18 protein-coding genes are annotated in these 21,191 nt (G+C 63.0%); 7 read left to right on the top strand and 11 right to left on the bottom strand.

The window, feature by feature from the left end:
• Positions 1-139 (top strand): NAD(P)(+) transhydrogenase (Re/Si-specific) subunit beta (locus AC0KW6_RS04455; protein WP_474034220.1); only part of this gene is annotated, 139 nt, incomplete at its 5' end.
• Positions 140-360: 221 nt separating this feature from the next.
• Positions 361-1,641: a DUF3422 family protein gene (locus AC0KW6_RS04450; RefSeq protein ID WP_474034196.1), complete on the top strand. Its 1,281-nt coding sequence runs from the start codon at positions 361-363 to the stop codon at positions 1,639-1,641.
• On the opposite strand, the gene AC0KW6_RS04445 is transcribed toward AC0KW6_RS04450, so the two are convergent.
• The 4 genes from AC0KW6_RS04445 to AC0KW6_RS04430 form a co-directional block, all read right to left on the bottom strand.
• Positions 1,577-2,650, bottom strand: a complete 1,074-nt coding sequence (locus AC0KW6_RS04445; RefSeq protein ID WP_474034195.1) for a YeeE/YedE family protein — start codon at positions 2,648-2,650, stop codon at positions 1,577-1,579. The genes AC0KW6_RS04450 and AC0KW6_RS04445 overlap by 65 nt on opposite strands.
• A 231-nt stretch (positions 2,651-2,881) precedes the next feature.
• Positions 2,882-3,853 (bottom strand): ABC transporter permease, encoded by a 972-nt coding sequence (locus AC0KW6_RS04440; RefSeq protein ID WP_474034194.1) that lies wholly within the window; start codon positions 3,851-3,853, stop codon positions 2,882-2,884.
• Positions 3,846-4,853 (bottom strand): ABC transporter permease, encoded by a 1,008-nt coding sequence (locus AC0KW6_RS04435; protein WP_024090693.1) that lies wholly within the window; start codon positions 4,851-4,853, stop codon positions 3,846-3,848. The genes AC0KW6_RS04440 and AC0KW6_RS04435 overlap by 8 nt, the downstream gene beginning before the upstream one ends.
• Before the next feature lie 150 nt (positions 4,854-5,003).
• Positions 5,004-6,704: a peptide ABC transporter substrate-binding protein gene (locus AC0KW6_RS04430; protein ID WP_323777117.1), complete on the bottom strand. Its 1,701-nt coding sequence runs from the start codon at positions 6,702-6,704 to the stop codon at positions 5,004-5,006.
• Between the two features lie 343 nt (positions 6,705-7,047).
• Here AC0KW6_RS04430 and AC0KW6_RS04425 point away from each other — a divergent pair, with 343 nt between their 5' ends.
• From AC0KW6_RS04425 to AC0KW6_RS04410, 4 genes are all read left to right on the top strand, one after another.
• Complete coding sequence (locus AC0KW6_RS04425) at positions 7,048-8,868, top strand: ABC transporter ATP-binding protein (RefSeq protein WP_474034193.1); 1,821 nt, start codon at positions 7,048-7,050, stop codon at positions 8,866-8,868.
• Positions 8,869-8,871: 3 nt separating this feature from the next.
• Positions 8,872-10,053: an acetylornithine deacetylase gene (argE, locus tag AC0KW6_RS04420; RefSeq protein ID WP_474034191.1), complete on the top strand. Its 1,182-nt coding sequence runs from the start codon at positions 8,872-8,874 to the stop codon at positions 10,051-10,053.
• 199 nt (positions 10,054-10,252) lie between these two features.
• Positions 10,253-11,419, top strand: coding sequence for a M20 aminoacylase family protein (locus AC0KW6_RS04415; protein WP_474034190.1), 1,167 nt, complete (start codon positions 10,253-10,255; stop codon positions 11,417-11,419).
• Positions 11,420-11,451: 32 nt separating this feature from the next.
• Complete coding sequence (locus AC0KW6_RS04410) at positions 11,452-12,615, top strand: M20 aminoacylase family protein (protein WP_323777125.1); 1,164 nt, start codon at positions 11,452-11,454, stop codon at positions 12,613-12,615.
• A 99-nt stretch (positions 12,616-12,714) separates the two neighbouring features.
• On the opposite strand, the gene AC0KW6_RS04405 is transcribed toward AC0KW6_RS04410, so the two are convergent.
• Genes AC0KW6_RS04405 through moaA form a run of 3 tightly spaced genes read right to left on the bottom strand, consistent with a single transcriptional unit; the run spans position 12,715 to position 16,093 of the window.
• The gene (locus tag AC0KW6_RS04405; protein WP_474034189.1) at positions 12,715-13,773 is read right to left on the bottom strand and encodes a glycosyltransferase family 4 protein; all 1,059 of its coding nucleotides are present in this window, start codon (positions 13,771-13,773) and stop codon (positions 12,715-12,717) included.
• Entirely contained in the window at positions 13,773-15,080 is a 1,308-nt protein-coding gene (locus AC0KW6_RS04400; protein WP_474034188.1) for a 3-deoxy-D-manno-octulosonic acid transferase, read from the bottom strand. The genes AC0KW6_RS04405 and AC0KW6_RS04400 overlap by 1 nt, the downstream gene beginning before the upstream one ends.
• Before the next feature lie 2 nt (positions 15,081-15,082).
• On the bottom strand, positions 15,083-16,093 hold the full coding sequence (moaA, locus tag AC0KW6_RS04395; protein ID WP_323777130.1) for a GTP 3',8-cyclase MoaA: 1,011 nt from the start codon (positions 16,091-16,093) through the stop codon (positions 15,083-15,085).
• Between the two features lie 90 nt (positions 16,094-16,183).
• Between moaA and AC0KW6_RS04390 the strand changes: the two genes are divergently transcribed.
• The gene (locus tag AC0KW6_RS04390) at positions 16,184-16,624 is read left to right on the top strand and encodes a hypothetical protein (RefSeq protein WP_474034187.1); all 441 of its coding nucleotides are present in this window, start codon (positions 16,184-16,186) and stop codon (positions 16,622-16,624) included.
• Positions 16,625-16,671: 47 nt separating this feature from the next.
• Here the strand turns inward: AC0KW6_RS04390 and AC0KW6_RS04385 are convergent, their stop codons facing one another.
• From AC0KW6_RS04385 to glmU, 4 genes are read right to left on the bottom strand one after another with little or no spacing between them, the layout of a single operon-like run.
• Positions 16,672-17,355 (bottom strand): DNA alkylation repair protein, encoded by a 684-nt coding sequence (locus AC0KW6_RS04385; RefSeq protein WP_474034186.1) that lies wholly within the window; start codon positions 17,353-17,355, stop codon positions 16,672-16,674.
• Complete coding sequence (locus tag AC0KW6_RS04380; protein WP_323777136.1) at positions 17,342-17,902, bottom strand: pyridoxamine 5'-phosphate oxidase family protein; 561 nt, start codon at positions 17,900-17,902, stop codon at positions 17,342-17,344. Before AC0KW6_RS04380 ends, AC0KW6_RS04385 begins: the two co-directional genes overlap by 14 nt.
• A gap of 6 nt (positions 17,903-17,908) precedes the next feature.
• Positions 17,909-19,732, bottom strand: coding sequence for a glutamine--fructose-6-phosphate transaminase (isomerizing) (glmS, locus tag AC0KW6_RS04375; RefSeq protein ID WP_323777138.1), 1,824 nt, complete (start codon positions 19,730-19,732; stop codon positions 17,909-17,911).
• Positions 19,732-21,087, bottom strand: coding sequence for a bifunctional UDP-N-acetylglucosamine diphosphorylase/glucosamine-1-phosphate N-acetyltransferase GlmU (gene glmU / locus AC0KW6_RS04370; protein ID WP_323777140.1), 1,356 nt, complete (start codon positions 21,085-21,087; stop codon positions 19,732-19,734). Before glmU ends, glmS begins: the two co-directional genes overlap by 1 nt.
• Positions 21,088-21,191: the final 104 nt, after the last annotated feature.

Here is a 21,191-nt window from a genome sequence, read left to right as displayed (position 1 = left end):
ACAGGTGTTCGTCTCCAAACGCGGCCAGGGCACCGGCTATTCCGGCATCGAGAACCCGCTGTTCTTCAAGGAAAACACCCGCATGTTCTACGGCGACGCAAAGGCCAGCCTCGACACCCTGCTGAGCATGATCAGCTAAAAGGCCAGGTAACCTGACGGAAGGCGCTCCAATCGGGGCGCCTTTTGTTTGTGGGGCTTCTTTCTGTTGTAAAATACTCCAGGGCAGGCCGCAGGCCGGGGACAGAGCCCCTTAGGACGGCTTTGCATACCATGGCATTCACATAACTTATTGAAATAAAGGCTTTCTTTACATAGTTTTCCGCAGGCAGTATGGTCCGCCGCATTGCCCCGGAGACGCCAATGCCCCTGATCCAGGATCATCCTTTACGCTATCAGCTCACCAATGAGCTGCACGCGCGGCCCTTTCCCGCCATGTCCAGCCCCTGCACGGTGGTTTACCTGGCCGTCAAACAGCCGCAGGAGGCCGAGCATCGCGACAGGCTGCAGGATGTTCAGCATCTGACGGATCTTCTGGACCGCCATGGCGCAGCGCATCCTCAACCGGGTGCGACGCATCACACGGCGCAAATCGGGCGGCACATGATCAAATGGGAGCAGCACACGGAGTTCGTCAGCTACACGGTTTATCGTGACGGTGTCAGCATGCGGGCTTTTGATCCGGCGGAATTTGACGTCTTTCCCTCTGATTGGCTGGCAGAGTCGCCGGGTCAGCGGATTACCTCGGCGCTGATCCGGGTGGTGCCGCGCGCGGCACCGGCGGTGCTGAAGGAAACCATGCTTGACTGGTTTGTGCCGGAGAGCCTGGCAGCCTCGCGAGTGCTGGATGACAGCGCCGTGGTGGCCGGCGATTTCCGGATCGACCCTGCAGGCCATGTGCGTTTTGCCATCTTTCCCAATGCGGACACCGGCAGCCAGCGGGTCGGCCGGGTGGTGCAGAGGCTGTGCGAGATTGAGACCTACCGGGCGATGTCGATGCTGGGGTTTTCCCGCGCCCGCGGGTTGACCCCGACCATCAGTACGCTTGATACGCATCTGAGCGAGATGATGGCCGAGATGACCAGCGGCACCGCGCCTGCGGAACAGACCCTGTCGCAGCTGCTGACAGTGTCGGCCGAGCTGGAGGCGATGGCCGCCCGTTCCGCTTTCCGTTTCAGCGCCACAGGGGCTTATGAGGCCCTGGTCAACCAGCGCGTCAGCCTGTTGCGCGAAGACCGGCACGAGGGCTGTCAGACGTTCGCAGAATTCATGTTGCGCCGGTTTGAGCCGGCCATGCGCACGGTGAAGTCTGCAGAGAAACGGCTGGAGGCGCTGGCGAACCGGGCGCGCCGGGCCGGTGAGCTTCTGAGGACCCGGGTGGATGTGGAGCGGTCTGCGCAGAACCAGGCGCTGCTCGCCAGCATGGACCGCCGTTCCGATATTGCACTGCGCCTGCAGCACACGGTGGAAGGACTGTCGGTGGTGGCGGTCAGCTATTACGCTGTGTCGCTGGTGTCCGATTTCTTTCTGCCGCTGGCGGAGCGGTACGGGCTGAACAAGAAACTGCTGATTGCGGCGGTCACTCTGCCGGTTGTTGGCCTGGTGTGGCTGGGGATTCAGCGGATCCGGAAGAAGCTGCATTAAGCAGGGAATTCATGCCGATACCGCCAAGCGCGATGAACGCCAGCGCCAGCAGGGCGGCCAGGCTCAGGGCCGGGATACCGGCCAGTCCCGCACCCACTGTGCAGCCGCCTGCCAGCACCCCGCCGGCCCCCATCAGCACCGCGCCGGACAGATAGCTGCCGGTTTGGCGCGGGCTGTCAAAGCTTTGCCATTTGAAGTTGCCGCCAAGCAGCGAAGCCATAAGGGCGCCCAGCAGCACGCCGCCAATCAGCCCCGGGCCAAAGCCTGCGGGAATCGAGCTGGAGGCGATCACGAAGAACAATGAATCGGCAGCCGGAGAGGTGAAGGACAGGCTCTCCATCCCGATGGGGTCGAATTCGTCAAACAGCACATAGCCGGTGCCCACCCAGGCCAGCGGCACCAGCAAGCCGATCAGGGCGCCGCCGCCCAGCGTCAGCGCCCGGTTGCCCGAGCTCAGTGCAATCAGCAGCGCGGCGGCTGCGATCACAGCGCTCCAAACCAGCGCGCCGCCGGGCAGGGCCGCCAGGGATACATTCTCACCCATCGGCAGCGTCACGGAACCAAGCGCGGTTCGAAGCGGTGCCAGAACACCTTTGAGCGTGGCATGGGCCACAACCGCGAAGACCGCGATCACCAGCAGCGCCCGCAGGTTGCCGCTGCCCGCCAGCACCACCAGCCGCGACGCACACCCGCGGGTGAGGATCATGCCTGCGCCGAACATCAGCCCGCCGGCAGCGATGGCCAGCAGCGGCAGATCCTGTGACATCAGCCGGTGACCCGCAAAGCTGATCCAGCCCTGTGCCACCGCGGCTTGCGTGCCAAGGACGGCAACCGCCAGGGCCATGGCCCAGACGCCGGCTGCCTGGCGGCGGTCATCGCCAACCAGCGCGCGGCGGAAGCAGAAACGGGTCAGCTGCGCCAGCACACCGAACAGTATACCGGTGCCAAGGGCAAACAGGACGGAAACGTCCCGGGCGGAGGTCTCTTCAAAGCCAAATGTTTCAAACATTGCAGTCACCAGCGGCTAAAGCGGAATTTTTTCCCGAAATGACGGTATTTCACTGGCTAGGCAAGGGGTGGGCGTCTTGGCTCGTGACGCAAAGCAGGGAAGCTTTCCCGCCTATCGCGGCCCGGTTCAAAGCTTTGTTTTCCGGTTCCGCTTGTGGGGAAACAAATTGGCCGCCTGCAGTGCGGCGGCCAATAGTCATGTTTTTATTTGAATGTGTGCGTGCGTCGCGCCTCAGCGGCCGCGGATCCGCGGATCCAGCGCATCGCGCAGCCCGTCGCCGAGGTAGTTCACGCTCAGCACCGTCAGCGAGATCGCCATGCCGGGCCAGAACACCCGTTCGGGGTATTGCTGCAGATAGTCGGTAGCATCAAACAGCAGCCGCCCCCAGGTCGGAAAGTCCGGCGGAAAACCAAGGCCGAGGAAGGACAGGGACGACTCGGTGATGATCGCGGTGGCAATCCCTAAGGTGGCCGAGACCATGATCGGCGACAGCACGTTGGGCAGGATATGCCGGGTGATCAAACCCCTGTTGGTGGTGCCGATGGAACGCGCGGCCATCACGAACTCGCGCTCCTTCAGTGCCAGCACATCACCGCGCACGATGCGGGCGGTGGGCATCCAGCTGGTGACCCCGATCGAGGCCACGATCAGGATGAAGATCCCCTGTTCCGGCCCGAATGCGGCGTTCAGCGGTTCGCGGAACAAGAGCATCATCACCAGCAGAAGCGGCAGCAAAGGCAGCGCCAGAAACAGATCGGTGAGGCGCATCAGCGGCCCGTCCAGCCGTTTGAAGAACCCGGCCACGACCCCGATGAAAGAGCCCAGGAACAGTGCCAGCAGCATCGCCGTCAGCCCCACGGAGACCGAGGTCGCGCCGCCGGCCATCATCCGGGCCAGCATATCGCGGCCCAGCTGGTCGGTGCCGAAGGGATGCACCCAGCTGGGACCCTGGTTGCGGGCACGGATATCGATCTGGGTGGCCTCAAGCTCCCACACAAACGGACCCAGATAGACCGCCAGAATGATGAACAGGAACAGCGCCCCGCCCATCAGCGCGCCGCGGTGCGATTTGAACTGGTCCCACACATCCTGCCACTGGCTGCGCGGCGGGCTGTGCAGCTCCTCCAGCGCTCCGGCGCCGGGCACCGCGGTGGAGGCCGGCGCCATGCCTTCGTCGGGGACAAAGCGTTCCTTGTCAGTCATAGCGGATCCTCGGGTCAAGAATGCCGTACAGCACGTCGGCGATCAGGTTGAACAGCACGATCAGCACCGCAAAGATGAAGGTCAGGGTCTGCACCATCGGCAGGTCGTTGGCCTGAATGGCACCGATCAGCAGCTGGCCGATGCCGTTCACCTTGAACACCTGCTCGGTGATGATGGCGCCGCCGAAGATCGACGGGATCCCCAGTGCAATCACGGTGACCACCGGGATCATCGAATTGCGCAGCACATGCACCATCACCACGACATACTCGCTCAGGCCCTTGGCTCGGGCCGTGCGCACGTAATCCTGGTTCAGGTTGTCCAGCATCGAGGCCCGCATGAAGCGGCTGAGCTGTGCGGTGATCTGCAAGGCCAGCACCATCACGGGCATGATCATCTGCTTCAGCTGGTAGACAAAGGCGTCCCAGCTGTCGACCACATGGGTGGTGTCATAGATCGACGGGAACCAGCCCAGCTGCACCGAGAAGATCACGATCACCAGCACGCCCGAGAAGAACGGCGGCACCGAAAAACCCACCATGGAAACAAAGGTGCCCAACTGGTCGAACCAGCTGTACTGGCGGTAGGCGGAATAGATCCCGATCGGCAGTGCAATCACGATGGCAACGATATAGGCGGTGCCGACAACCCACAGGGTCTGCGGCAGACGCTGGATCACGATGTCCATCACCGGCGAACGGGTCTGCCAGGAGATCACCCGCAGGTCGCCCGCGGAGAAGGAGGTTCCGATGTAGTGGTCGATCAGCACCTGCGGCTCGATCCAGAAGAATTGCACGATCCATTTCCAGAACCGGATATGCATCGGCTGGCCAAGGCCAAGCGCCTCGCGCATTTTCTCTTTGACTTCGGGGGGGACGGTCAGGGGAACCTGCGCCATCGGGTCGCCGGGGGCGAGCTCCAAGAGCAGGAAGATCACGAGGCTGATGAACAGCAGTGTCGGTACTGCCAGGATCAGCCGCCGGATTGTAAAGGTCAGCATCAGGTAGGCGCCTTTGCAGCTTGTATTAAGGTCGGAGCAGGCGAGGGGGGCCTCACATCCATGTCACGCGCAGGCGGTTAAAGGTAACCAATGCTGAGTGGCAAGGGGCCCTGAAGCAACGTCAGGACCCCCAGGTGAGGCAAGCGCTGCTTACTTGATGCGGTACCAGTCAGCGGCGTTCCACAGCTCGCTGTCCCAGACGTTCAGGTCAACGCCGCCCAGGGTGTTGGAATGTGCCGACAGGCGGCCGCGGTGCACCAGCGGGATCATGCCGCCCTTTTCGACCATGATGTCATTCAGGCGCTTGCCGATCTCGGCGCGGGCCTCCAGTCCTGCAGTCTTGGCCATTTCCGCGTGCAACTGGTCGAACTCCTCGTCGCAGAAGCGCGAGATGTTCTCGCCCTGCCACTGGGAGGCGGGGGCCGGCGCCTTGTCGCAGAGGCCATTGCCCAGGTAGGACTGCGGGTCGGTGCCGTTGAAGGTGTTGGCATACATTTGAACGTCGGCATAGAACTTTTGGAAGGTGTCGGGCGAACCCGGGTCACCGCCGAAGAACACCGAGGCGTTGATGTTGCGCAACTCCGATTCGATGCCGATCTGGCTCCACCAATCCTTGATCAGCGCCTGGAAATCCTGGCGCACGGCGTTGGTCGAGGTCTGGTAGAGGATCTTCATCGGCTTGCCGTCCGGAGTTTCCCGAACGCCGTCGCCATTGGTGTCCTTGTAGCCGGCTTCTTCCAGCATCGCCTTGGCGCCTTCGATGTCCTGGGTGGAGCAGTCAAAGGTGTCCGAGGCAAAGGCTGCTGGCGCAGGTACCCAGTTGCAGCCGACCTTGCCCGCCTTGCCATAGCCGATTTCCACCAGCAGCGGCCGGTCGATGGCCATCGACATCGCCTTGTAGACGGCCGGGTCGTTCAGGAACGGATGGCCGCGCTTCACCGAGCGTTCATCCGGGCCCAGTTCTGGGCTGGGGTCGGTCTGATTCAGCATGATGCGCTCGACCAGCGGGCCGAAGCCGGCCACCGGCTTGCCCTTGCCGGCTGCCTCCATCTGGGCGATCACTTCCGGTGCCAGCTGCAGGTTCCAGGCATAGTCAAACTCGCCGGTTTCCATCACCGCGCGGCCCGCAGCAGTTGCGTCACCGCCGCCTTTGAACAGGACCTTGGCAAAGGCCGGCTTGGCCGGGTCGCGGTAGTTCGGGTTGGCCGAAAGGGTAATCACATCGTTCGGTTTGAACTCATCCACCGCAAACGGGCCGGTGCCGATCGGGTTAAAGTTGGCCTCGGTGCATTCTGGCGCCTTGGCACCCAAACAGTTTTCGAACTGGGCCTTTTGCAGGATCGGGCTTTCGCCGCCGACCAGCGGGCCGTAGGGAAACGGTGTGGGCTCGCTGAATGTGATTTTGATGGTGAGATCGTCCAGAACCTCGACTGACTGCACACCTTCAAAGCGGGTCGCATAGGCACAGCCGCCTTCGGGGTGCATGCAGTAGTCGGCGGTGAACTTTGCGTCCTCGGCGGTGAAATTCGATCCGTCCGACCATTTGATACCAGGGGTGATCTTCCAGGTGATCGAGGTCAGGTCCTCGCTGATCCCTCCGTTTTCGACGGTGGGAATCTCGCTCACCAGCCAGGGCACCAGATTGCCCTTGGTGTCGTAGCGGGCTAGCGGCTCAATCACCAGCGACGCCGACTCGCTGTCTTTGGTGCCGCCGGACAGATACGGATTCAGGATCGACGGCGCCTGCCAGTAGATGATGTTGACCTGGCCATCCGAGCCTCGCTCGGCAAAGGCCGCGGGCGCCAAGGATGCCGTGGCAACGGCACCTATCAATAGGGACTTGAGTTTCATCGCACTCTCCTTGTCGGACATGTTTCATGTCATTATTCGTCCGGGCTGGTTCGAACCCGGTAATTTGCCGCATCTCTGCGGATGTGTAGCAAACGCGCCTGCAGGCAGCCCAAAGCGTGAAAAAAGCAATACTTCTTAACATGTTGTCGACCGGGCCGACGCGTGACGGTCTGCAAGCAGCCACTGAAGGTATCGAAAACCACTTCCTGAAAAATTGCAAATTCCAATTTCGAAAACCCTATGCATTATTTGCATGAGCATTTTGGTGCAAAGTGGAGTTTACTCAGGATTAGGGGCTTCGTTTTCCGGCGGGGCCCGAAAGTTTACTGGCAAGGGAGCCGTCATGCTGGACAACACAATTGCGTCAATCAGGAACTTGCGCGTGGAGTTCCAGACCAAGGACGGCACCGTTACTGGCGTGGAAGATGTGTCCTTTGATGTGAGCCCGGGCGAAACTGTTTGTATCGTTGGTGAATCCGGGTCGGGCAAGTCTGTCTCCTCGCTGTCCTTGATGCGGCTGGTGGAGTTCGGCGGCGGCGAGATTGCGGGCGGCGAGCTGCTGTTCAACCGCCGTGAGGGCGGTGAGACCAACCTGGCCACCTCCGAGCAGGAGATGATGAAGCAGATCCGCGGCAATGAGATCGGCATGATTTTTCAGGAGCCGATGACTGCGCTGAACCCGGTGTTCACTGTGGGCCGTCAGCTGACCGAGGGCCTGCGGATCCACAAGAACATGTCCAAAGCTCAGGCCAATGAACGCGCGTTGGAGCTTTTGCGCCAGGTCCGCATTCCCGAACCGGAGCGGCGCCTGCAGCAATATCCGCACGAACTGTCCGGCGGCATGCGCCAGCGGGTGGTGATCGCCATGGCGATGGCCTGCGAGCCGCGCCTGCTGATCGCGGATGAGCCCACCACGGCGCTGGACGTGACCATTCAGGCGGAAATCCTTGCGCTGATGGACCGCCTCAAGCGCGAGACGGGGACGGCGGTGATGTTCATCACCCACGACATGGCGGTGGTGGCGCAGATGGCCGACCGCGTCGTTGTCATGTACCGCGGCAACAAAGTCGAGGAAGGCACCGTCCAGGAGATCTTCGAGACCCCCAAACACGACTATACCAAGGCGCTGCTGGCCGCAGTTCCGAAACTGGGGGAAATGCGCGGCAAGCAATATCCCGAGCCGATGAAGCTTTTGGGTGTCGAAGGCCAGAAGATCGAACCGATCAAGGGCACGGATGAGGTGCTGCTGGATGTGCAGAACCTGACCACCCGCTTCCCGGTCAAGGGCGGCCTGTTGCGCCGCACCATCTCCAATGTCCACGCGGTCGAGGATGTGTCCTTCAAGGTGTTCAAGGGCCAGACCCTGTCGCTGGTGGGCGAATCCGGTTGCGGCAAATCCACCGCCGGCCGCTCGATCCTGCGGCTGGTGGAACCGAATTCGGGCAAAGTGGAATTTGAGGGCCGAGACGTGCTGAGCTTCAGTGCATCGCAAATGCACAAAGCGCGCCAGGACATGCAGATGATCTTTCAGGATCCGTTTGCCTCGCTGAATCCGCAAATGCAGCTGCTGGACCAGGTGGCGGAGCCCTTGCGCAACTATGGGCTCGCCTCCGGCTCCGAGCTGCACGACCGCGTCGCCAGCCTGTTCGACAGGGTCCACCTGCCGCGCGGCTTCATGCGCCGCTACCCGCACGAGATGTCCGGCGGCCAGCGCCAGCGGATTGCCATCGCCCGCGCGCTGGCCCTGAACCCCAAGCTGATCGTCGCGGACGAGGCGGTCTCGGCGCTTGACGTGTCGGTGCAGGCGCAGGTGCTGAACCTGATGATGGAGCTGCAGGCGGAACTGGGCCTGTCGTTCCTTTTCATCAGTCATGACATGGCGGTGGTGGAGCGCGTCTCGCATCAGGTCGGGGTGATGTATCTGGGCCGGATTGTTGAACTTGGCCCGCGCGAACGGGTGTTCGAGAACCCGCTGCACGCCTATACTCAGGCCTTGATGAAGGCGGTGCCGATCGCCGACCCGCGCCAGCGTAAGTCGGAGAAGGAACTGAACTTCAAGCCGATCCCCTCGCCGATCCATGAAGTCGGCTACCAGCCGGAGCCGTCGGAGTATCTGGAGTTGGAGCCCGGCCATTTCGTTCTGACCACAAACAGCGGATATTGAAACATGGCTGCCAAATTGACGCCTTTGGAAATCATGCACAGGTTGGTTTCCTTCCCGACCGTGAGCCGGGACACCAACCTGCCACTGGTGGACTGGGTGCAGGACTACCTGTCCTCGCAGGGCATCGAAAGCCACCGCTGGGTAGACCCGCAGCAGCCGCATAAGGCCGCCGTCTTTGCCCATGCCGGGCCTTGGAACGAGGGCGCCGTGGTGCTGTCGGGGCATACCGATGTGGTGCCGGTGGACGGCCAGCCCTGGGACAGCGACCCCTTCACCGTGGTCGAGAAAGACGGCAAATACTTCGGCCGCGGCACCTGCGACATGAAGGGCTACGATGCGCTGGCCATCTGGGCCTTGGTCGAGGCGCACAGCCAGGGCGTCAACCGCCCGCTGCAACTGGCGCTGAGTTTTGACGAGGAGATCGGCTGCACCGGCGCCCCGCCGATGATCGCTGCGATGCAGCCTGTGCTGCCGAAGGGCTCGGCGGTGATTGTCGGGGAACCCTCGATGATGAAGGCAGTGACCGGTCACAAGGGCGGCACCGGCTATGCCACCCATATGGTGGGGTTCGAAGTGCATTCCTCGCTCATGCACACCGGCGTCAGCGCCATCATGCAGGGCGCCCGGCTGATCGACTGGGCCAACCAGAAGAACGCCGAGAACATGGCCGGGGAGCCGGGCGAGGTACAGGCGATGTTCACCCCGCCCTGGACCACCTGCCACGTCGGCATGATCGAGGGCGGCACCGCCCATAACATCACCGCCAAGGACTGCCGCTTCATGATGGATTTCCGGGTGGTGCCTGGGGAGACCGCCGCCGATTGGGAAGCGGCCTATTTGCAGAAGGTCCGCGAGGTGGAAGCTGAAATGCAGGCGATCCACCCGGAGGCGCGCATTGATGTGTCCAAGCAGTTCGATGTTCCCGGGCTGGTGCCGGAACAGGACGGTGCGGCGGAGTCTCTGGTTCGGCTTCTGACAGGTGACAACGGCTCCCATGTGGTCAGCTATGGCACCGAGGCGGGGCAGTTCCAGCAAGCGGGGTATTCCGCAGTGATCTGCGGCCCTGGCGACATTGCCCAGGCGCATCAGCCGAACGAATATATCACTGTCGCGCAATTCAACGCTGGCCATGAGTTCATGCGCGGTCTGGTGGAAAGGCTGCGGGAGGAACTCCCGGGACCTTGAAACCGGGCTGTTTGTGCTCAGATTGATGCCAGAGGTGTCCGTGGCGGTGCACAGAGGGTGCACAGGGGGTGCACGCCCGGTGCGTGCATGCGCTCTGACAGGTTCCGCGGCGTCCCGGCAGCTCCGGATACTTGCGAAGCTAAGTTTTTTCGCGGACAGTCTGCCGTGACGGAAACTGAAACAAAAAGGGGAGGGGACAATGCCGGCCAAGAACCGCTTTGCCGAGATGCACCAGGAGATCACGGCCTGGCGCCACCATCTGCACGAAAACCCCGAACTGATGTACGAGGTGCATGAAACCGCCGCCTTTGTAGTGGAGCGGCTCAAGGAATTCGGCATCACCGATATCACCACCGGCGTCGGCAAGACTGGCGTGGTGGCGGTGATCGAGGGCAAGACCAACGCCTCCGGCCGCGCCATCGGGCTGCGTTCCGACATGGACGCGCTTCCGATCCCCGAGGCCTCGGGGGTGGACTATGCCTCCAAGACGCCCGGGGTGATGCATGCTTGCGGCCATGACGGCCATACCTCGATCCTGCTGGGGGCCGCCAAGTACCTTGCGGAGACACGCAACTTCGACGGCAAAGCGGTGCTGATCTTCCAGCCCGCCGAAGAGGGCGGCGCCGGCGGCAAGGCGATGTGCGACGACGGTCTGATGGACCGATGGGGCATTCAGGAGGTCTATGGCCTGCACAATATGCCGGGCCTGCCGGTGGGCGAATTCGCCATCCGTCCCGGTGCATTGATGGCCTCGTCGGATGAGTTCAATATCACCGTCACCGGCAAGGGCGGCCACGCCGCCGCTCCGCATGACGCCATCGACACCACGCTGGTGGCCTCGCAGATCGTGGTTTCGCTGCACTCAATCGTGTCGCGCAACGTGGACCCGGTGAAACGGGTGGTGCTGACCGTCGGCACCTTTGAGACCGACAGCACGGCATCGAATGTGATCGCCCACACCGCCAAGCTGCAGGGTACTGTGCGTACGCTGGACCCGGAGTACCGGACCCAGGCCGAGGGCTGGGTGCGCCGGGTTGCTGAAAGCACGGCGGCGGCCTTTGGCGCCACCGCAGAGGTTGAATGGGTTCCTGGCTATCCTGTTACAATCAATGATGAAAACGGCACCACCCACGCGATTGAGGCGGGGCAGGCAGTCTCTGCCAAAGTGAACGCCGAGACTCCGCCCATCATGCCGTCCGAGGATTTCTCCTACATGCTGGAGCAGCGCCCCGGCGCCTATATCTTTCTCGGCAACGGCGACACCGAAATGTGCCACCACCCGGCCTATGTCTTTGACGACGATGCGATCCCGCTGGGTTGCAGCTGGTTTGCCGAGTTGGTGGAACGAAGAATGCCCGCGGCCTGAGGCGGCGGGAAAGACAACCATAGGAGTGAAAGATGCCGGTCAAGAACCGCTTTGCCGAATTGCAAAATGAAATCACCGCCTGGCGCCGGGATATCCACGAAAACCCGGAAATCCTGTTTGAAACCCACCGTACCAGCGCGCTGGTCGCTGAAAAACTGCAGGAATTCGGCTGCGACGAGGTGGTGACCGGCATTGGCCGCACCGGTGTGGTTGGTGTCATCAAGGGCAAGGCGGACAGCTCCGGCAAGGTCATTGGCCTGCGCGCCGACATGGACGCGCTGCCGATCCACGAACAGACCGGGCTGGACTATGCGTCCAAGACCCCCGGCGCGATGCATGCCTGCGGCCATGACGGCCACACTGCGATGCTTCTGGGCGCGGCGAAATACCTGTCGGAGACCCGCAATTTCGACGGCACCGTGGTGGTTATCTTCCAGCCCGCAGAGGAAGGCGGCGGCGGCGCCAAGGTGATGTGCGATGATGGTCTGATGGACCGCTGGGGCGTGCAGGAGGTCTATGGCCTGCACAATTGGCCGGGCCAGCCGCTGGGCTCGTTCGCGATCCGCCCGGGATCGTTTTTTGCCGCCACCGACCAGTTCGACATTACTTTCGAGGGCCGCGGCGGCCATGCTGCCAAGCCGCATGAGACCGTCGACACCACCGTCCTGGCCGCGCAGGCGGTGCTGGCGCTGCAGACCATCGCATCGCGCAACGCCGACCCGGTGCATCAGATCGTGGTCTCGGTGACCTCGTTTGAGACCTCTTCGAAGGCGTTCAACGTGATCCCGCAGAAGGTGCAGATCAAGGGCACCGTGCGCACCATGTCCAAGGAGATGCGCGACCTGGCGGAGAAGCGGATAAACGAAGTTTGCACCGGTATCGCAGCGACTTTCGGCGGCACCGCCGATGTCACCTATCACCGCGGCTATCCGGTGATGGTGAACCACGAGGAGCAGACCGAGTTTGCAGCCAAGGTGGCGGCCAGTGTTTCCGGCGGCTGCGAGGACGCGCCGTTGGTCATGGGCGGCGAGGATTTCGCCTTCATGCTGGAGGAACGCCCCGGCGCCTATATCCTGATGGGCAACGGCGACACTGCGATGGTGCATCACCCGGAATACAACTTCAATGACGACGCGATTCCGGCGGGCTGCAGCTGGTGGGCGGAAATTGTCGAACAGCGGATGCCTGCGGCTTAACTGAAACAACGGGAGGGGGCTGTCTGCCCCCTCTTGAGCTTTCAGCTCAATTCACCCTCGAGAGTATTTGTGACCAGAAAGAAACGCGGGAGGGCTGCCTTAATGTTCCAGCAATTCGCGGTAGATGGCGACCAGTGCGTCGGCCTCTTTCTTCAATGCGAAATTGGTTATGGCGTGCTTGCGTGCCGCCGCTGACCATTGTTCCAGCCGCCCTTCGGCGGACAGGATCCCGTTGATCGCCTCGACCATCTGCCCGGTCTCGCCGGGATCGATCAGCAGGCCTGTCTCACCCGGTGCAATAAGCTCTTCAAAGGCGCCAACGCGGGTGGCGACAGCCGGCACGCCGCAGGCCATCGCCTCCAGCGGGGTGAGGCCGAAGCCCTCCCAGCGCTGCGGCGCCACGTAGAGATCCAGCGCCTGATACCAACGGGAAACCTCCCACACCGGCACCTCGGGCGGGAACAGCAGCCGGTCTGACAGGCCCGCGGCATCCACCTTGGCGCGCAGCTCCTTTTCAAAGGCCGCATGTTTTTCGGTGGCGCGGCCCATAACCAGGCCCACCGCCTCGGGGTGCGCTTTCAGCACCTGCAGCATGGCGTCGACAAAAACGTCGGTGCCCTTCTGCGCCCGGATCCGGCCATAGCAGCCGATCAGGACGGCGTCCTCCGGCAGGCCCAGTTCACGGCGCAGTGCGGCTTTGTCCGCGGGCGGACAGAACTCTTCGGTATTGATCCCGTGGTGCACCACCTGAACCGGTTTATCCAAGTAAGCCGCCCCCTTGGCTGAGGTGGCGATCACCCGGTCCATCTGCGAGATCAGCCATTTGGTATAGCCTGAATGATGCCGCTGGGAGGCAGAGGTGAACAGCAGTTTCAGCCGCTTGCCCAATAGGTATTTCAAGGCCAGCCCGCCCAGCATCTCCACGTTGCGCCGGGCGTGCCAGACACGGGCGCCGGCCGGGCCGTTGCGGTTCATGAAGATGAGCTGGGCTGCCGACAGATGCGGCATCTCCGCCGGCAGGCCGGCGCCTGCGGTGGCAATGGCGATCTGCCGGCGCTGCAAAGGCACCAGCCGCACGATTGTCGAGGTCACCCCGGACAGGCGGCGCTTGAAATTCGGGGCGATGACTTCGATTGTGTTGGCGTCAATCTGTGCCATCATGGCCTCCTGGCAGGCAGAAGCGCCAGCAGGGCGTCCACCGTCTTGTCCAATTGATCCGACTGGCGGGAGATGAACTGCCCTGCGGCATCGCGTGCGGCCTGGAATGTTTCCGGCTGCTCCAGCCACTGGGCGACCTGTTCCGCCAGGTCCGCAGCGGATCGCACCTCAGCGGCCGCACCCGCTGCGGTCAGCTCGGCATAGGTTTCGGCGAAATTGTAGTGGCCCGTGCCAGTGATCACCGCAGCGCCAGCCTGGATCGGTTCAAACGGATTGTGGCCGCCGATTTCGCGCAAGGAACCGCCCAGAAACACCAGGGGGCTGAGCGCATACCATGTGCCAACTTCGCCGAGCGTGTCGGCCAGATAGACCTGCGTCGCGGTCCCGGGCATCACCCCCTTGCTGCGGCGCGCGCAACTGAGGTCCGCGTCTTTCACCAGGGTTTCTACCGTGCCGCCGCGCTCCGGGTGGCGGGGGGCCAGCAGCAGGCACAGGTCCGGATGCTGTTTCAACAGCAGCTTATGCGCCTGCAGCACGATCTCTTCCTCGCCCTCGTGGGTGGAGGAGGCTACCCATACCGGGCGAGCGCCGATGTTGCCACGCACTTTGCCAAGGCTGTCCGGATCAACCGGCAGAGGGGCGGAGGCAGCCTTGAGGTTGCTGCCGGGGCGGATGCGGTCCGCAGCCGCGCCCATCGCCTGCAGGTTGGCGGCAGTTTTCTGGTTCTGGGTCACCAGCAGGTCGAATTGGTCCAGGATGTAGCGCGCCGTTTCGGGGCGTTTCGTCCAGCTTTCAACCGAGCGGTCCGACAGCCGCGCATTCAACAGCACCAGCGGGCAGCCGCCCGTACGCGCCCGCACCAGCATCTGCGGCCACAACTCGCTTTCGACAAATACCCCCAGATCGGGGCGCCAGTGCGCCAGGAACCGCTCTACTGAGGCCGCGGTGTCCAGCGGCGGAAACTGGTGGCGGCAGCGCGGCGGCATCCGCTTGGCGATCAATTCCGCCGAAGTCGGGGTGCCGGAAGTGATCAGAAACTCCGCCCCCGGCACCTGTTCGCCGATGCGTTTAATGAGAGTGAGTACAGACAGGCTCTCGCCGACCGAGGCGGCATGGAACCAGATCAGCCGTCCGGCGGGGCGGGGCAGGGACGCTTGGCCCAGACGCTCGCGCACGCGCTCTTCGGGCAGGCCGTAGTCGCGCAGCTTGGCCGCGACCTTGCGCCAGGCAAAGGGCGCGATCAACGCGCTGGCGCCGCAATAAAGCGAGTAAAGCAGCGTCGGCCGCGCAGGCGTGTCACTGGACATGTTCAGCCGCCGGTGTGGCTCATATGGCGGGATATCTGGCCGCCGGCCTCCTGCCGGGAATAATCAAAATCATGACCGCGGGGCTTATCGCCGATGGCGGCACGGATCGCAGTTTCAAGGATGCCGGTGCCTTCTTCATTGGCGCGCAGGGGGCTGCGCAGGTCAGCTTTGCCCTCTTGGCCGAGGCAGGTGTAGATCTCACCAGTGCAGGTCACGCGCACCCGGTTGCAGCTTTCGCAGAAGTTATGGGAAAGCGGCGTGATGAAGCCGATTTTCTGGCCGGTTTCCTCCAGCCGCACATAGCGGGCCGGGCCGCCGGTGCGTTCGGCCAGATCGGTGACAGAATAGTGGTTTTCGTACTCCGCGCGCACGTCTTTCAGCGACCAGTACTGACCGATGCGCTCCATGGCGCCGATGTCCTCCCCCATCGGCATGACTTCGATCCAGGTGAGGTCCAACCCGCGCTCAGCGCACCAGCGGGTGATGGCGGGCAGTTCTTCTTCGTTGAACCCCTTCAGCGCCACGGCGTTGATCTTTACCTTGAGGCCGGCCTTTTGGGCAGCATCAATACCCTTCAGCACCTGCGGCAAACGGCCCCAGCGGGTGACATCGGCAAATTTCTGTTCGTCCAGCGTGTCGAGCGAGATATTCACCCGGCGCACCCCCGCGGCATAGAGGTCATCGGCGTATTTCACCAGCTGCGAGCCATTGGTGGTCAGCGTCAGCTCCTTCAGGGCGCCGGTGTCCAGATGGCGGCTCATCGCGTCGAAAAACGTCATGATGCCACGGCGCACCAGCGGCTCGCCGCCGGTGATGCGCAGTTTTTCCACGCCGAGCCGGATGAAGGTGGAGCACAGCCGGTCCAGCTCCTCCAGCGTCAGCAAATCCTTTTTGGGCAGAAAGGTCATGTTTTCCGACATGCAATAGACGCAACGGAAGTCGCAGCGGTCGGTGACCGAGACACGCAGGTAAGTGATTGCGCGGGCGAAGGGATCGATAAGCGGAGCTGTCATGCTTCCTAGGTAAAGCGGGGCAGCGCCCGCGGCAAGGGGGGACGGCATTTGTGTCTGGCAAAGAGTTTCGCTGAAAGCTAGGCTCGCCCCATGCGTATGACAGTCATTTCCCTTGCTTCGATTTCCCTGCTGGCGGCCTGCGACGGTATCCAGCTCAATTCCTCCATTCTTGGCGGCCAGGGGGCGCCGGCAACGTCAGAGCCGCTGGACCCGGTGCTGCAGCCGGCCCCCGGCGTCGAGGCGGTTGAGGCGGACCCCGGCTTGCCCGCCGCGCCGTCATTCCGCGGATCCGCTACCACGGTGGCGTCGCTGGGCGACCCGTCGCTGCCGGGGCTGTGGATGGAAACACCGCTGGTGGCTGCTGAACAGCAGGCGCTGGTGCGCACCAGCCGCAACACCCAGGTGGTGCTGACGCTGAAACCGGCACCTGGCGCGGCGACCGGCGGCAGCCGCCTGTCGATCGGCGCCATGCGCGCCTTGAACCTGCCGCTGACCGAGCTGGCCGAAGTGCAGGTGCTGCCCGCCGGCTGAAGTTTGTTTTGAACGGGGAAGCGCCGCCCTGTTGCTGCGGGGCGGGCCTAATCGTCTTTCAGGTATTTCGCCGCTTCCTTGCGGGCAAAGGGTTTCATGGCTGCGCCATGTTCCACCAGAAAAACGCGGGTGCGCTCGGCGTCATGCTTGCTGAGATCGCGCAGCCACCAGCCGATGGCCTTTTGGATGAACCAGTTCCGGTCCGGCACATATGAGGCCGCCCAGCCCAGGATGCGTTCACGGTGCTGCTGATCCGCGGGCTTCAGGTTGTTCATCTTGGCCCAGGGCAGGGTGGCCACAAGTGCTGCGCGGCGGGACCACATGTGGTCCGACCGGGTCCAGGCTTCCACAGTGTCCAGCCGGTCCGGTGCAGCTTGCAGGCGCTTTGAAATGGCAGAGCAGGCGTGATCGGCAATGGCCCAGCTGTCAAACCCGGGCACCCATGCCTGCAGCAGCTCCCAAACGGGCGCGTCCTCTTTGATCCGCGCCTGGGTCAGCAGTTTGGCGGCGGCGATGCGGGCTTCGAAGATATCCGACTCCCACAGTGCGCCTGCCAGGTTGACCCGTTCTTCGAGCGAGAGTACCTGCCGCCAGGTCCTGGTCAGGTCATTGGCGGCCGGGTTGGGCACGCCCAGAACTGCGCGGGTTTGCTTGTGATAGGCGGTCATCTGCTCGGCGCGGCCGGGTTCTGCCTGCGCTTTCAAGCTGGCAAGAGCGTCATCCAGCGTCATCAGTATCTCCGAAAATGTTGGTCGGCTGCCCGTCGATTGTGGTCAGGTTGCGCTCCGCCCAGAATGCGTGCAGCCCGTCCCGGCCCAGCGGTTCGGTCACCCTGTCCAATGTGTCCCGTTCACCGGCGTAATCGAGGAATGGCACCGCGTAGCCGCAGGACGTCTGAATCATTTCCACGCTCATGTCGTAGATCTGACGCGGGCCCGGATTGGCAGGGAACAGCGCATTGAGGTCCGCAAATTCCGGGTCGCGGGGATGCAGGGTGCGGGCCGAGCCATAGGCCCGCAAGATAAGCGGCCGCGTCGCGAAGCTGCACCACATCAGCGTCATCCGGTTCATCTGGCGCAGATGCCCCGCAGTTTCGTTGCCGCTGCCGGTGAGATTGCGCCAAACAATCCGGTTCGGATCCATAACCCGCAGGCTGTCCATGCCCTTGGGGGAGATGTTCACCCGGCCTTCCGCCGCTGCGGTCCCGGCAAAGAAGACATGCTGAGCAGCGATGAAACGCGCGTGATCCTCATTGATCCGGTTAAACTGCTTGGCCACCGGCTGCTACTCCACGGTAACGGATTTCGCCAGATTGCGCGGCTGGTCCACATCAGTGCCCTTGGCCACGGCGGTGTGATAGGCCAGCAGCTGCGCCGGGATCGCATAAAGGATCGGGGTCAGCGCCTCCTTCACCCGGGGCATCCGGATCGCGCACCAGACGTCGTCTCCGGCCTCGTCAATGCCGTTCTGATCGGAGATCATCAGCACCTTGCCCTTGCGCGCCAGCACCTCCTGCATATTGGAGACAGATTTGTCGAACAGCGCGTCCTTGGGCGTCAGCACCACCACCGGCATGTTCTTGTCGATCAATGCGATGGGGCCGTGCTTCAGCTCGCCGCTCGCATAGGCTTCGGCGTGGATATAGCTGATTTCCTTCAGCTTCAGCGCGCCCTCCAAGGCCAGCGGGAACATCAGGCCGCGGCCCAGGAACAGGACGTCGCGGGCCTCGCTCACCTTCTGTGCCGCCAAACGGATTGCGTCGTTCTGCTCCAGCGCGGAGGACAGCACGTTTGGCAGGCCGCGGATGGCTGTGGCATACTCTGTCATTTCCTCGGCACTCAGATGGCCGCGGTCGCAGGCGGCTTTCAGCGCCAGCGCCAGCAGAACTGTCAGCTGGCAGGTAAAGGCCTTGGTGGACGCCACGCCGATTTCCGGCCCGGCAAAGATCGGCAGCGCCAGATCGCTTTCGCGTGCGATGGAGCTTTCGGAGACATTGACCACCGACAGGATCTTGTCCGCCTTTTCCTGACAATAGCGCAGGGCGGCCAGGGTGTCGGCCGTTTCGCCTGATTGCGAGACAAACAGCGCCAGCGTCTTGCCGGGGATCGGCGGTTCGCGGTAGCGGAATTCGGAGGCGATATCGACCTCGACCGGCAGCCGGGCGATCTGCTCAAACCAGTATTTGGCAGTGACACAGGCGTAATAGGCGGTGCCGCAGGCGACCATGGTCAGCCGCTCGACACCGGAGAAGTCCACACCTTCGCCCGGCAGGCGCACAGCGTCTTCCTCGACCGGCAGGTAATGGCGGATCGCCTCGGCGATCACATGCGGCTGCTCGGCGATTTCCTTGGCCATGAAATGCTTGTGGCCGCCTTTGTCGACCTGAGCGGCATCGATCTGGATGGTCTTGGTTTCGCGGTTCACCAGTTCGCCGCGGGCATTGCGGATTTCGGCGCCTGCGCGGGTGACAACAGCGCGGTCGCCTTCCTCCAGATAGGTGATCCGGTCTGTCAGCGGCGCCAGGGCGATGGCATCCGAGCCCACGAACATTTCACCGTCGCCATGGCCGATTGCCAGCGGCGAACCCTTGCGGGCGGCGATGATCAGGTCTTCTTCGCCGTCAAAAAGGAACGCCAGGGCAAAGGCGCCTTGCAGCTGATCGAGCGTCTTAAAGGCGGCATCGGCAGGGGAGAGACCTTCCTGCAGATAGCGTTCGGCCATCAGGGCGACGGTTTCGGTGTCGGTCTCGGTGCGGAACTCCAACCCGCAGTCCAGCAGCTCGGCGCGCAGGTCCTTGTAATTCTCGATAATGCCGTTGTGGACCACGGCCACAGCGCCCGCACGGTGCGGGTGCGCATTGCCGACCGAGGGCGCGCCATGGGTGGCCCAGCGGGTGTGGCCGATGCCGGACTTGCCGGCCAGCGGCTCATGCACCAGCAGGTCGGAAAGGTTCACCAGCTTGCCCACCGCGCGGCGGCGGCGCAGCTCTCCGTTGTTGACGGTGGCGATTCCAGCACTGTCATAGCCGCGGTATTCCAGCCGCTTCAGCGCCTCGACCAAAATCGGGGCAGCCTCGTGATTTCCCAGAACGCCGACAATTCCGCACATCACTTGGCTCCCTTTTGAAGACGGGCCTTTTTGGCGCGCAGCATATCCATCAGCTTGCGCGCGCGCCCTGGTTTGTTGGTCTGTTCGGCGCGGGCTATGGCCAGATCGCCGTCTTCGACATTTTTAGTGATCACCGCGCCTGTAGCGGTCATTGCCTCGTTTCCGACCCGGACCGGTGCCACCAGCATGGTGTTCGATCCGATAAAGGCACGGGCGCCGATCTCGGTACGGTGCTTCATCACCCCGTCATAGTTGCAGGTAATCGTGCCTGCGCCAATGTTTGATGCCGCGCCAACAAAGGCATCGCCGATATAGCTGAGGTGATTGACCTTGGCGCCTTCTGCGATTTCCGCGTTCTTGATCTCGACGAAATTGCCGATGTGGGTGTCCTCCGCCAGTTCTGCCCCCGGACGCAGCCGGGCATATGGGCCGACCTTGGCGCCGCGGCTGACGTGGCAGCCCTCCAGATGCGAGAAGGCGCGGATCAGGGCGCCGCTTTCCACCGTCACGCCGGGGCCGAAGACCACATTGGGTTCAATCACCGTGTCGCGGCCAATGATGGTGTCAAAGGCCAGGTAGACAGTTTCCGGCGCCACCAGGGTGACACCTAGGTCCAGAAGCTCTGCCCGGGCACGCGCTTGAAACAGCGCATCCGCCTGTGCCAGTTCGGCGCGGGAGTTGACGCCCAGCGTTTCGGCTTCATCGCAGGATACTGCCGTAACCTTCAAATCTTCGCGCCGCGCCAATTCCACCAGGTCAGTCAGGTAATACTCGCCCGAGGCGTTTTCATTGCCGACCTTGGCAATCAGGTCGAACATCATCCCGGCGTCGCAGGCCATCAGCCCGGAATTGCAGAAGCGAATGGCGCGCTCCGCTTCGCTCGCGTCCTTGAACTCGACGATCCGCTCCAGGCTGTCGCCCTCCATTACCAGGCGGCCATAGCGGCCGGGATCGGCGGCCTCGAACCCCAGCACTACCAGATCGGCGCGCTGGCGGGCCTCGATCATGCGTTCCAGTGTGGCCGCGCTGACAAAAGGCGTGTCGCCATACAGCACCACCGCATCGCCGGAAAAGCCTTCCAGCGCGGCGCGGGCCTGATCCACGGCGTGGGCGGTGCCCAGCTGCGCTTCCTGCAGCACCACTTCGGCCGTTTCGTCGAAGCCGGCGACGGCTGCGCACACTGCCTCTGCCCCGTGGCCTGCCACGATAATGCTGCGCTCCGGCTCCAGCGCGCGGCCCGCGGCCATGGCGTGCTGCAGCATCGGTGCTTGTGCGATCGGGTGCAGGACTTTCGGAAGGTCAGAGTTCATCCGGGTGCCTTTTCCGGCCGCCAGGATGACAAGGGCAATGCTCATAATCGCTTTTCTCTTTGTCTTTTTATCGCTTCCGTTTTATCCGCTGGGGGGCGGGGCGCAAGGGACAGCGCCATCAAACAAGATTGCGGCCTGCAACATGCGGC

This window comes from Leisingera sp. SA215, assembly GCF_055902035.1.
Note: the sequence above shows the minus strand (reverse complement) of the source record. Positions and strands in the feature narration are given on the sequence as shown.